The sequence below is a fragment of the Paenibacillus qinlingensis genome, assembly GCF_031455095.1.
GTDB lineage: Bacteria > Bacillota > Bacilli > Paenibacillales > NBRC-103111 > Paenibacillus_E > Paenibacillus_E qinlingensis_A.
Window position 1 is genome coordinate 74,827 of record NZ_JAVDSB010000015.1, and the last position, 12,398, is coordinate 87,224.

At 46.4% G+C, this 12,398-nt stretch carries 14 protein-coding genes; 5 read left to right on the forward strand and 9 right to left on the reverse strand.

The annotated features are described in order from the left end of the window. Positions 1-13 precede the first annotated feature (13 nt). Together J2736_RS27160 and J2736_RS27165 are read left to right on the forward strand one after the other, a co-directional pair. Entirely contained in the window at positions 14-343 is a 330-nt protein-coding gene (locus J2736_RS27160) for a hypothetical protein (protein ID WP_310501712.1), read from the forward strand. Positions 344-437: 94 nt separating this feature from the next. After that, positions 438-944 carry an ankyrin repeat domain-containing protein gene (locus tag J2736_RS27165; RefSeq protein WP_310501713.1) on the forward strand — a complete coding sequence of 169 codons (507 nt, stop codon included), beginning with the start codon at positions 438-440 and terminating at the stop codon, positions 942-944. A 60-nt stretch (positions 945-1,004) separates the two neighbouring features. Here the strand turns inward: J2736_RS27165 and J2736_RS27170 are convergent, their stop codons facing one another. The 3 genes from J2736_RS27170 to J2736_RS27180 form a co-directional block, all read right to left on the reverse strand. Then, entirely contained in the window at positions 1,005-1,523 is a 519-nt protein-coding gene (locus J2736_RS27170) for a DUF2812 domain-containing protein (RefSeq protein ID WP_310501714.1), read from the reverse strand. Then, positions 1,516-1,848, reverse strand: coding sequence for a PadR family transcriptional regulator (locus J2736_RS27175; RefSeq protein WP_310501715.1), 333 nt, complete (start codon positions 1,846-1,848; stop codon positions 1,516-1,518). The genes J2736_RS27170 and J2736_RS27175 overlap by 8 nt, the downstream gene beginning before the upstream one ends. 384 nt (positions 1,849-2,232) lie before the next feature. Continuing rightward, positions 2,233-3,456: an MFS transporter gene (locus J2736_RS27180; protein ID WP_310501716.1), complete on the reverse strand. Its 1,224-nt coding sequence runs from the start codon at positions 3,454-3,456 to the stop codon at positions 2,233-2,235. A 199-nt stretch (positions 3,457-3,655) separates the two neighbouring features. Here J2736_RS27180 and J2736_RS27185 point away from each other — a divergent pair, with 199 nt between their 5' ends. Further along, positions 3,656-4,069 carry a YkvA family protein gene (locus J2736_RS27185; RefSeq protein WP_310501717.1) on the forward strand — a complete coding sequence of 138 codons (414 nt, stop codon included), beginning with the start codon at positions 3,656-3,658 and terminating at the stop codon, positions 4,067-4,069. A 308-nt stretch (positions 4,070-4,377) separates the two neighbouring features. Here J2736_RS27185 and J2736_RS27190 read toward each other — a convergent pair whose 3' ends face one another. Beyond that, complete coding sequence (locus J2736_RS27190; protein WP_310501718.1) at positions 4,378-5,448, reverse strand: branched-chain amino acid aminotransferase; 1,071 nt, start codon at positions 5,446-5,448, stop codon at positions 4,378-4,380. A 130-nt stretch (positions 5,449-5,578) separates the two neighbouring features. Here J2736_RS27190 and J2736_RS27195 point away from each other — a divergent pair, with 130 nt between their 5' ends. Together J2736_RS27195 and J2736_RS27200 are read left to right on the forward strand one after the other, a co-directional pair. Next, positions 5,579-6,469 (forward strand): LysR family transcriptional regulator, encoded by an 891-nt coding sequence (locus tag J2736_RS27195; RefSeq protein WP_310501719.1) that lies wholly within the window; start codon positions 5,579-5,581, stop codon positions 6,467-6,469. 31 nt (positions 6,470-6,500) lie between these two features. Continuing rightward, entirely contained in the window at positions 6,501-7,472 is a 972-nt protein-coding gene (locus J2736_RS27200; protein WP_310501720.1) for a TRM11 family SAM-dependent methyltransferase, read from the forward strand. Positions 7,473-7,478: 6 nt separating this feature from the next. Here J2736_RS27200 and J2736_RS27205 read toward each other — a convergent pair whose 3' ends face one another. The 5 genes from J2736_RS27205 to J2736_RS27225 all read right to left on the reverse strand — a co-directional run bounded on the left by J2736_RS27205 (position 7,479) and on the right by J2736_RS27225 (position 12,237). Continuing rightward, on the reverse strand, positions 7,479-8,144 hold the full coding sequence (locus J2736_RS27205; protein ID WP_310501721.1) for a DUF3298 and DUF4163 domain-containing protein: 666 nt from the start codon (positions 8,142-8,144) through the stop codon (positions 7,479-7,481). A 160-nt stretch (positions 8,145-8,304) separates the two neighbouring features. Beyond that, positions 8,305-8,469: a hypothetical protein gene (locus J2736_RS27210; protein ID WP_310501722.1), complete on the reverse strand. Its 165-nt coding sequence runs from the start codon at positions 8,467-8,469 to the stop codon at positions 8,305-8,307. A gap of 131 nt (positions 8,470-8,600) precedes the next feature. Further along, entirely contained in the window at positions 8,601-9,701 is a 1,101-nt protein-coding gene (locus tag J2736_RS27215) for a Ger(x)C family spore germination protein (protein WP_310501723.1), read from the reverse strand. After that, positions 9,698-10,795: a GerAB/ArcD/ProY family transporter gene (locus tag J2736_RS27220; RefSeq protein ID WP_310501724.1), complete on the reverse strand. Its 1,098-nt coding sequence runs from the start codon at positions 10,793-10,795 to the stop codon at positions 9,698-9,700. The genes J2736_RS27215 and J2736_RS27220 overlap by 4 nt, the downstream gene beginning before the upstream one ends. Next, positions 10,792-12,237, reverse strand: a complete 1,446-nt coding sequence (locus tag J2736_RS27225) for a spore germination protein (protein ID WP_310501725.1) — start codon at positions 12,235-12,237, stop codon at positions 10,792-10,794. Before J2736_RS27225 ends, J2736_RS27220 begins: the two co-directional genes overlap by 4 nt. Positions 12,238-12,398 lie beyond the last annotated feature (161 nt).

Genomic DNA, 12,398 nt, shown 5'->3' on the forward strand with positions numbered 1-12,398 from the left:
GAAGGTCTGTCCATTGTCATTGTTAAAACGTTGTGCTTTCTGGCTTATAGTGCTTAGCGTTATCGTTTGTGTCTGCGATGGTGCAGGGTTCGGATTGGCGAATCTATGGATAAGACTGACGCCGCCGATAAGCTTGCTTGCAAAGGTCGATGCCTTGGATCAAGTGTTATTTGACCGCATGAATACAACGAAATGGCCGGGGAGCAGTGCGTTGCTGCCTGTAACCTATTTCACTTATGTGATCTGCGTAGTGATGTATGGGATGATTGGCTTGGTGGTGGATGGGTTCATTTATAAATGGGGGAAGATGCGTGCCGAGTTGCGAGGGAAAAGGTCTGTCTAAGTGTGCAGGATGGATTCATTTATTTGGATGAAAAAGGAAATTGTTGGGTTTTTGCCGAATTGACATACATACAAGTTAGAGGAGGCTTCCCTACATGATTAACGATATATTTACCGCAGCACGCACAGGAGACGCAAATCGTATCAAGGCGTTACTAAACTCGGATCTTACGCTTGCCAATGCTGAGAACAGTGAGGGCCTTACCCTATTGGGATTTGCAGCACATTTCGGTCAGAGTGAAGTAGTTAAGCTGCTTCTGGAAAATGGTGCGGTTGTGAATGCCATATCTCACTCCAAAGTGAGTTACATCCCATCCAATACGGCACTTCACGCGGCTATTGCTGGCGAGCGGAACATGGAAGTCATACAATTGCTGCTTGCTCACCGAGCAAATCCGACGATAATGGATAGCAATGGACATACAAGCTTACATGTAGCGGCTTTCCATAAGGATAGTACAGCGATCATTTCCCTGTTGCTCGATCATGGTGCGGATGTACATGCGAAGTCAGAGGACGGCGTCTATGCGATTGATCTGGCTCAAGAGCAAGGACATACGGCGGTGATAGCGCTCTTAAGAGAGCGTGGAGCAATAGGATAAACGAGTACGTTAGCGATCATACAGGGTCAATGTAGGACATTCAGCTAGCCAGCTAGCCCATTACAGAATGTCCTTTTTGGCTTGAAGTTTTTTATTGGCAGCGACTAGTCGGTATAAACTAGCTACAAGCAGGCCCATCAGAGGGATATATAAGATGAGTAGGGGATAGAAGAAGGCATTATCGATATTAATCATGATAATTGGGATTTGAGCGGCAGTTACGGCAGTAAATACACCGAGTAGTCGTTTATTCCGATCAATCATGGAGTCAATGTCGGTAAAAATTTCAGGTTTTACTTCTTGATAGGTTTGTCTCCAAATATACCAGCCGGCTCCGCTGTAAATTCGGTCCCATCCCGTGTCCTCAAAAATACTAGTGTAGTTGGGATCTACTTTCATTTGATAGTCTACGCAATAGCTCATTTTACGTGGAGCACCTTTCTTAAAATGAAAGCGCAGGCCATTCCAATTGACACGTTGTAAATGCCAACCTTGTGCCTCCATATTCTCGAGCCATGCAGAAATGAGTTCTGATTGTGAACCGTCCCACCATTTAAACACTTTTTTGGTCTCATTCATCGAAAGATCCCTCTACTTTCTTCGCATTTTCGTATAACTCCGTGATTCTGGCGATCTCGAGCTTAAGCAGTTCTTTCCCAGATGGGGTAATGCAGTATAGCTTACGACGTTCTTCTTCGGCTACAGCCTGAATCAAACGATCCTTCTCCATCCGTGATAAGCTGCCATAAATCGTTCCAGGACCTAAGTGAATTCGACCGTGCGTCAGCTCTTGAACAAACTGAATAATGCCGTAACCATGCCGGGTTTCAGTCAGTGAAAGCAGAATGTAGTAGGCGGTTTCAGACATCGGTAAGTATTGACGGTAGAGCTTTTCACTATCCATAAATGCACCTTTTTCTTATATCAGGGTATGTTGTATCATGTCTCGCTATATCGTGTTGTGATATATCATGAGATGAGTATATCACCGCGCGATATAGAGTGCAATAGGCATATGCAAAAATGCTGGATACCATCTTGGATATTCTTTTATGTTAAGATTCAGGTATATGATTCAACAGCTAAAGTAAAGTAACTAAAGTGAAGCCGTAGAAGGAGCAAATACACGATGAGAAAAATCGTAGCGGGACTATTCATGTCATTGGATGGTGTCATCGACTCCGCTGAAAACTCACCGAAGAAGTGGGGGAATGGTGCTACAGTAACGGCGTTGTAGCTGTGAGCTTTCAGATTGTGAGAGCTAGCGAATAGAAGAACGTATCACTATTTAAGCTTCTGTGCGGATGAAAGACTTAGCAGCCGACGTCGTTCTTTGCTCTTTTAGCATAAACACAATATTCATAAGTCCAAACCCGAAGAAGCAAACCCAGGGAAGGCCCTGCCAGCCAAGGGAATTGCCTAGGTCATACAAATAACCGCCGCCGACATTACCAATGATTGCGCCGATGGAGAGAGCAAAGCTGTTGAAGCCAAAGTAGCTGGCAATTTGATCATTCCCGGCATAGTCGGAAACCATGGTATTCATCATAGGCTGTAGAAATACTTGTCCAATCATGAAGGCGATCACTCCTGCGTAAATCCCCCACATGCCTCCCAGCATGCCCATTGTGAATAAACCGCCTGCCAACAGCAGTGTGCCTAATGACATCACGCCAAAGGGCTGAAGCTTTTGGTTGCCCAATTTGGACAAAGGCACTTGCAGAAGGACCATGACAACAGCGCCACAGCTGTAAATGAGTCCGATATTCGCATCGCTGGCAAGCTGATGTACTCGAAACGGAACAGCTATATATAATTGAGTGACAAGGGACCACGAAATCATCGTGAAAATCATAAAACGTCGAAAAGGACGATTGCTTAGTACATTTTTCATTTGTGACCAGATACTTGTGTAGGCCTTGCGAGATTGCTCACTCTGGATAGCTGGCAAGAAGAAGAGGCTAAAGAAAAAGGAAAATGCGAAAATAAGGGCAGCAGCCATACTCACATATTTGAAATGAAAGCCCATCAGTAATGCACCTACAACAGGACCTACAACGAATCCCATATTGCTTAACATTTCGCGAATCGAATAAATAGTAATGCGGTTACTCGAAGTAGATAATGCCGCATAATAAGCATAGCTGGCTGGGTTGAATAGTGATCCGCCTAAGCCGGAGAAGAAACAGGCTATAATAAAGCCAGGGATGCTGTCGACGAAACCGAACATACCAAAACCAAAGGTACGGATAAACAAACCAATTAGAATGGTACGCTTATACCCGAGCTTGTCAGCCAAAGTTCCGCAAAGAACAGAAAGCCCTTGTTGACTAAAGCTGCGAATCGCTGAAATAATCCCAACCATGCTGACTGTTAGCAGGATGTCATTTAATAGATAAGAGGCGAGCAACGGGATCATCATATAAAATCCGACCGCCATGCTGAAGGTATTCATGAACATAACCCAGAAGGGTAGCCGAATGGATGTGATTTTATTCCAGATGGATGACATAAGTAAAACCTCATTTCTTGCAGTAAGATGTCGATTTCAACACCATACAGGATGAGGGATTATTTGTATAGGGATATTCTTTGGATGGACTTGGGTAAAAGTTAGATATACAGAAACGAAGACTTCTTGTGTGAGATCAGTGTAAAATAGGGTATATACAGGGTATACAGTGAATGCAGATGAATGGAGTGGTCGCCAAATGAATGTGTCCAAATATGAAAAGTATTTCTCAATTGACGGCTTCTGGTCCAAGTTGAAAAAAGGTGCCAAAAAAGCGGGAAGTAAAGTGATTTATATGGGTTTACTGCTCTTTTATGCACTGGATAGTCCGAAAACGCCGCTTCGCGCGAAAGTTCAGATCTACGGTGCTTTGGGGTATCTCATTTTGCCGCTGGATCTAATGCCAGATTTGCTGCCGATTGTTGGTTACGTCGATGATCTAAGTGCGCTGGGCTTTGCGTTAGCGGCTGTGTCGAAGAGTATTGATGACGAGGTTAGACGCAAAGCGAAAAGCAAGCTGAGGGATTTCCTCGGAGATGATGCCGTTAGCAGCAAGGACATTATTGACATTGATGCTCATGTTGTGGATGAGCAGGGGAATGCGAAGGATTAGGAGAAGTAGGGGGAGGGGCGGAACGTGAGGGCGCTATTTGAAGCAATAACACCGATTTGTGTTTGAAAGGGAACGAGGATACGCTAATTGTTCCTTTTGCAGTCATTTTGCTCATATTTCGTGGAAATAAGGCATCTACGTTCCCCCTGCGGAGAGATATCGCCCTTTTATGAAGAAATAGCGTATCTAGGTTCCCTCAAGGCCAGCGGCGAGGCAAAAGTTCCGCAAAAGCAAATAAAAGACAAAAGACACCCAACAGGGTGTCTTTTGTACAGAGCCGCGCTGCACGCTAAGCCGTGAAGAAGTATTTAAACCTTTAACAACCAGCCAAACGTGTCTGGCAGTTTGCCACTTTGAATCCCTGTAATTGTCGTGTACAGTCGCTCCACAAGCTCGCCGATCTCGCCATGGTTCACGACCATCGGTGTACCGTTCCACAGCAGGCTGCCAATTGGCGATACAACCGCAGCGGTGCCGGTGCCGAAAGCTTCTTCCAGCGTCCCATCCGCATGAGCTTTCACGATGTCATCGATGGATATTTTCCGCTCAGACACGGGGATACCCCATTCTTTCAGCAGGTGGATGATGCTGCCGCGCGTAATTCCCTCAAGAATGCTGCCGCTAAGGCTAGGCGTGACGACTTCTCCGCCAATTTTGAAAAAGACGTTCATACTGCCGACTTCTTCCAGGTACTTCTTCTCGATGGCATCAAGCCATAGCACTTGTGCGCAGTTATGCTCTTTAGCCAACATTTGTGCTTTTAGGCTGGCAGCGTAATTGCCGGCTACTTTGGCATTGCCTGTCCCGCCTTGTACGGATCGCGCATAATAGCTTTCCACAAGGATGTTAATTGGCTGCAGCCCTTCCTCATAGTAAGCATCAACTGGCGACATAATGATAATAAAGGAATAAGTCAGAGATGGGCGGACACCTAGCACGCCTTCCGTTGCAATGATGAACGGACGGATGTACAAAGAGGAGCCTTCCTTCTTCGGCACCCATGCGGCATCAAGGTGAACTAGCTCTTGAATAGCACGGACAACGAACTCTTCGTCCAATTGCGGGATACTGAGTCGTTCGCTAGAACGATTTAAACGCTTGGCATTTTGATCGGGACGAAATAAAACAACTTCATCATTCTCCGTGCGAAATGCTTTCATCCCTTCAAAAACAGCTTGCCCATAGTGGAAAACCATCGCAGCAGGGTCATGTGAAATCGGACCGTAGGGAATGATGCGCGGATCATGCCAGCCTTGACCTTCTTCGTAATTCATCATAAACATATGATCTGTAAAAAGTTTGCCAAACCCTAGATTCTCTTTCAAATTTGGCATAGGCTTACCACTTTGATTTTGTTCGATGCGAATGTTTCCGTACATATGTTGTGCCACCTTTCCTATTGAGGGTACTCACAATCTTTTACCCTTAACTATAGAAAATTCGCAATCATTGATCAATTGCTATTTATCAATTACTATCATAGTTAATAGCTATGATCGGGGGTGTCAGGTGGATTATCGGTTATTGGTGTATTTTTTGGCGGTATGTGAGGAGCTTCATTTCACAAAAGCAGCAGAAAGGCTGGGCATTAGCCAGCCTACCCTCAGTCAACAGATCCGGTTGTTAGAGGATCGGGTGGGGTCGCCGCTTTTTCAGCGCATGGGTAAAAAAGTGTATGTGACCGAAGCCGGCGAGATTCTGCGCAAGCATAGTCGCAACATTTTTCACGAGCTGGAGCAAGCCCAGATGGCGATGAATGAGCTTCAAGGGATGCAGCGCGGGCGATTGCGAATTGGTTGTTCGGGCAATCATTTGCTGACGGCGACGATTATGACGTTTCATGCCAAGTATCCGAAAATCGAGCTATCGGTGATGGAGCTGGCTACCGAGGAAACCAAGGAGAAGCTGCTGAGCAATGAGTTGGATGTGGGCGTTGTTTTTTTGCCTGAGGAGGATGAGCAGCTGCGATGTGTGCCGTTGTATCAAGAGAAGCTTCAACTTGTGGTATCGGCTCAACATGCATTTGCCCAAGAGCAGGTGAGGGAAATCAGGTTGGCGGAGTTGACCGAAATTCCGATTGCGATGCTGCAGCAGAAGTTCTATGTTCGGCAAATGATGGATGATTGCTGCGCGCAGATCGGTCTTGCTTGGAAACCGATAGTGGAATTATCCACGCTCGAATCCTTATTACAAATGGCGAAAAACCATGTGTGCGGTGCAATTTTGCCACAATCCTATGTAGATGGCATGGGGGCTCAGATGCGTGAGCAGAAGTTGTGCGCGATTCCGATTATCGATCCCGTTCCGCAGAAGGAAGTCGGCATTGTGCATCGGAAGGATATGTTTTTGTGTAAAACGATGGATACGTTCGTGAAGCAGGTTATTCAGGAATTTGCGTAGCGTAAAGGCGTAAGGAAGAGTGAGGTAGGGCATGGAACAAGTGAGTAAGGAACATATTTATGTATTTGCCTGTCATGAGGATGAACAGGCGTTGTGTCAATTGGAGCTGCGCACGTTATTGGGCGCAGAGGCTGTCATCGGTGCGCGCTATGCCGTCAGCGCGCACAAGGTAGAGCCGAGCCGCAGCCCGTTTCTGAAGCTGCGGATGGATGTTGCTTTTGAGGCCGGCAGCTTGCCGGAGCTGGCCTCTGACCTTCAGACGTTGACCGTGCGCGGCGCAACGTTCAAGGTTGTGTTCGCGGAGACGGACACGGCGGTCAGCTATGACCGCCAGCGCAGCGTCGAGCGCGAACTGGGGCTGGGGCTGCGCGGCAAGGCCGAGATGCGCAGGCCGGAGCAGTACTTCGCCGTGACGGAGCTGGGTGGCCGATGGTTGTTCGGCGAATGCAGCTACGGCGAAGCCGTGTGGCTTCAGCATCAGCAGAAGCCACAGAACTACTCCACCGCCCTCGGAACGCGCCTCGCGCGGGCGGTGGTGAACATCGCCGTGCCCGAGGTGGCGGGCACGCGGGTCATTGACCCGTGCTGCGGCATGGGCACGGTGCTGGTGGAGGCGATGTCGATGGGGATTGACATCGTGGGCTACGACATCAACCCGCTGGCCGTACGCGGCGCGCGGGTGAATCTGGACCACTTCGGCATGCCGGGGGTGGTCCAGATCGCGGACATGCGGACGCTTGTTCCGCATGCGACGGCCCTGCCAGGCAGTCCAGAGCGCATCTACGATGCGCTGATTTTGGACATGCCGTATAATCTGTGCTCCGTGCTGCCGGAGGCCGAGAAGCTGGACATGCTCCAAACCGCCCGCCGGTTAGCGCAGCGCGCGGTCATTGTAACGACAGAGCAGATCGATCCGCTTTTGACCAAAGCTGGCTTCCACATCGATTCACGCTGTACGGTAAACAAGGGGAATTTCAGCCGACAAATTATTGTCTGCGTCTAGCCTATTTTAGTACATCATTTTCCCAAGTGGGCCGTCTTCAGCAATGATATCCTGGAGCTCATACACCGAAATAGGGAAGTAAAGGAAGCCATACACGTAAGCGGCTAGCTCGTAGAGTTGAAAATAAACAACCAGTGATTTATCCGCAATATAGAAGTCTTGATTAGGTCGAATGCCTGTAAACTCAACCAACAATGGAATTTCGCGTCGTTTGATCTCGGCGGCAACGATATCACTAATTCTTTTGACGTAATCGCTGCCTGGTTTAAATAACTGGCTTAGCGTATAGCTTTGCCCAGTTTCCGTGCTGAACGTCAATGATTGTTGGATGGTCATGCCGTGAGCTCCGCCAGAGAAAGCATAATTGAGCAACGATAAGCTCAGTACGCGACGTTCATTCGTTTTGATTTCATAATAAGCGGTCACATCGGTTTCTGGATTTTGTGGGAATCCCTGATCATGCAGCTGCTTGTTGACGGCATCGACAATGGTTGTATTGATTTTATGCTGTACTAGAGGAGCATTCATATGAATAACAGCGGGGTACATCAGGTTTAATTTGCTCTTTAGCACTTTATAGGTTTGTATACTAACGGGTTGGTGTTCCAAGTCCAAGTCCTGTTCGATGTCTCTTATATCTCTTATATCTCTTGTGTCTCTTATGTCTCTCATGTTTCATCATCCCTACGTTTTTGCTTACACCATATTCCAAAGATGGGCGTTTGGTTCAATGAATGAGACCAATTCGTGCCATTGTCAAAGAAAAAGAGCTTCCCCTGCATCGCGATTAGCGTGAGGGAAAGCTCTTTATTTGATACGGAACTGAACCGAATTATTCCTGTGAGGTGTTTTCCTCATCATTCGCATCGGATGTTGCACTTTGCAGCGCAGCAGACAATTCCTCTACCTGTTGTTGGGATTGGCTATCTTCAGCATTTGCCTGAGCCGCATTAATTGCATGACTTACTACGTCGTCATTACTGTTCGTTGTTGACATGGTACAATCACCTCCTTCGCGTTTTTCGCCAGAAATCCGGCGTCGTAAACATAAGCTAAGATTCAACCAACTAAGTATTCTTCGAGTAGAGGAAAAATATGCAAAGGGAATGCAAGTTTTTCTCACTGACATTATTCCAAAATACCTGTATTCAGAATCTTGACCTTCACTTGTGGTTGAATAGGGAGGGTCGAATACTGCTCGCGCCACCAGTCGATGCCGCCAAACAGCTTGGGATGATAGGCGGACACCTCATGTCCAAGCTGCAGATAATCGCAATTGGTCTTCTGCAGGATTGCAATCACGTTAGCTGCCTTTGGTATAAGATCAGCAGATATTTGCTTTTCGAGCTCGGTGAGCATGTCTTTCGTATGTCTCTTACTCTCAAATCCAGCTTCAATGAGTTTAAGATCTAAATCTAACGAGATTCCAATGTCATGAAGACGGCCGTCCTTAGGGTTAATATGGAAATCGCGATGGGCGTTCTGTATTAGCGCAGTATAGTGCTTGCCGTTCACATTACCTGTGATAAGTTGATTTTTACCTGATGTACCATCCAGCAGAATGGCTAAGAGGGTATTATCATCATCGAGATTGACGCCTGTATATCTCCCGTCTCGAAATAAAGCGGTACCTGCGAGACGAGCGCCGTTCTCGAAAGGTTCCAACCGATTGAGTGCAAAGTCGTTTAGGTACCCCGCTCCTCCAAGGATATACTGAACTATCTTATTCAAGGGGATTTTTCCCCTCTTCTTATCTTCTTCCAATAAACCTACAAGATATTCCGATAAAGTCTGATCTTTTATTTTTTTCTTACGCAGCAGCGTAGTCAGATCGCCGTCATATACGGCCAGATAGCCGTACAAAGGATTGGCTATGAATTGGCTGGCACTATTGAGATAGTTCAGCGGCTGATCTTTGGCGAATGCGGTGCTTATCAGAAACAGCCGGGTTTCTAGCACAGTAAGAATGCCAGGAAATTCTTTATTTGTTTTACTCACAGCGTCATAGATGTTATCGCCTGTTGATTCCACGAATACGTTGTTCGGATTGCCCCCTCCTAGATTGGCATTCTGAAGCGAGGAAATAACACAGCCGACCTGGAGTTGCTTGCTGTCACCAGCGTAATCTACGCCGATGACATCGACAAAGAGCAGCTTTTTCAGTTGTGACTGATCCCAGCAACCTGTCAGCAGTAAGCAGATAAGTAGCACCGTTACCACTTTTTTCATGTCTCGTGCCTCCTCGTACCGCGTATCCCAGAAATAATGAGCAGAACAACCGGTAGAGCGACGACCAACACGATGGATACCATATCTTGAATCGTAGCAATCTGCAGAATGTCATTAAGCTTCGTCAAGAAGAAACCTCCAAGCAGACAGAGAGCGACTATCATCCATACCCAAATAACCTGTTTACCCAAGCCACGGCTGCGTAAGTGCAGGAATGCTTTGGCAGCCATGAAGAAATAGGTATAAATCGTTGCCGATACAATGCATACATAGAAAATCAAGAACAAGATATCAATGCTCTGTAAGATATCAACACGATAATTTTTTAATATAAAAATGATCGGTTCCGGAATAACCTCCAGCTGTTTTAAGTTGAACTTCATGGAGCAGATCAGGCACACGGCAATATAAAATACAGCAGTAGCAGCATTCGCTAATGTCATCGAAAGCAGTACCTTTTTTTTACTATCAGACTGTACATAGGGGTAAGCATAGAGAAGCAGCTCATAACCAACATAAGAACTGAAGGCGGAATAGGCACCTTTCAGAAGCGGGTACCAACCATTGGATAGAACAGGCAACAAATTTCTCGCATCAAGGCCGTAAATTCCGCTAAATACGATGAGCAAAAAGCTGATGTAAGCGAAGACCATAAAGGTTTGTGAAATATTAGCAAGCTGCCTGAGTGTTGACGTAGCTGCATAGCCGCACACGAGGAGAAGCATAAGAATAAGAATCCACCTAGGCGTGAGTTGAAAGAGCCATCTTTTTAAGATGTCACTATAGAGCAGTGTTAATAAAAGTCCAGAAAAGGCGTAATAGCATCCCAGCAATAAATTAATGCTGGCTCCAATTGGTTTCCCTACAATTAGTGGGATGTAGGCGTAGAAGTTAAGCTTAGGGTAGCGACTGCCAAGCCACCAGAGCAGTGTGATGCCTGCTTGTGAAGCTAACGCAGCTAGCAAGACAGCCAGCCATGTATCATGGCCTGCAGTTGCGGCTTCGACATGAGGCAGGGACAAAACTTCAATTCCGAGCTGAACCATAATAACTAGCGAAATCAGCTGTCTCCTTGTGATGGTTTCTTCCTTCATGGGCGTTTCCAACTCCTTGGATTCCTTAACCTTGTGCGATTGCTTGAAATGGACTCTATGGGGCGTTTAAGCAATTTCCAGATGGGGACCCGAAATAGCGTATCCTTCGTATCGCGCAAAGAGAACGGCGGTGTAAAGTAAGGGAGTCCCATTGTTGTCATCTGGCATAGATGTATGCAAATCATTATGAAGAAGAACGCGAGGCCAAACAAGCCGAACAAGGCGGAAAGAAGAAGCGCCGGATAGCTTAACAGGCGAACTGCACTACTCATTTCGTAAGAAGGCAGCACAAAGGAGGCCAAGCCTGTTAGGGCAGTAACGATAACAATCGTATTGGACACCAAGTTAGCCTGCACGACGACCGTTCCGATGACGATACCACCTACGACGCCAATGGTTTGGCCGACGGGACTCGCTAGCCTAATGGTTGCTTCTCTTAATATCTCAAGCATGAACAACATGGAAAGTGCTTCGAGTACGGGCGGGAACGTGACGTATTTCAGAGAACTCTGAAGTGTATTCACGAAATTAATTGGCAACAGTTGTGGGTTGAAGGCGCTGACAGCCACATACAAGGCGGGCAGGCCAATCGTAATGAACAGGCAGCATATACGCAATAGGCGAAAGAACGTACCTATCAGCCAACTTACTTGATAATCATCAGGACTTTGCAGGAAAGACCAGAACGTTACAGGCATAATAATGGCATCTGGTGACCCTGCAGTTCCAATGACAACCTTCCCCTCCATCAGATAGGAGCGTGTACGATCAGGCCGTTCCGTAATGAGCAGTTGTGGAAATAGACTGAATTTCTTCTCTCGGATCAATTCGTCGATAAATCCCGGCGCCTCGACATAGTCAATGTCAATGCTAGTAAGCCTTCTCTCCAGCTCATCGACGATCGCTTTTGTGGCAACCGACTTGATGTACATGACAGCGACCTTCGTCCGCGAAAGCCGCCCAATCGTGTATGTTTTTACAACGAACTCTGTAGAATTAATTAATTTGCGCATTAGATTAATGTTGGTATCTAAATTCTCAATGAAAGCTTCGTTCGCACCGCGTAGAACTCGTTCATTGATCGGGATATTAATGGAACGCTCCTTCTTCAAATCGACGCCGAGTAGGTAAAGCTTGCTGTCTCCGTCTTGATAGAGTACAACTTTACCGTACAATAGGGCTTGAACGGCTTCCTCCAAATTTTCGGTTTCAGCATAGTCCAGAATGGATACCACTTCGCGAATACCATCTTGAGGGCGGAGAAGCAGCGGTTTTAGAATGAATTCTTGAACGAGGGACATTTCGACAAGCGATTCGAAATAGAACAGTTGAAATAACGTTCCTCCTATAAGCAATTCTTTCGATTGAAAGTCGCTTTGTTCAGAGAAGATTTGTTCGAAATAGGCGGCCACTGCTGTTTCGACCTGCGGATTTTGTTTCACGTGTGTTCCCTCCCTCATCATCAGATACCCTTACTTTCTCCTGTGAATTCCAAAAATATGTAATTGTCATTAGGAGAAGTATTCGTTGGATGGCTCTGCATTCACCTATAGGTGTTACCTATAAAGTATGCATAATTTATGTATTTCACAAATAGAGTTAG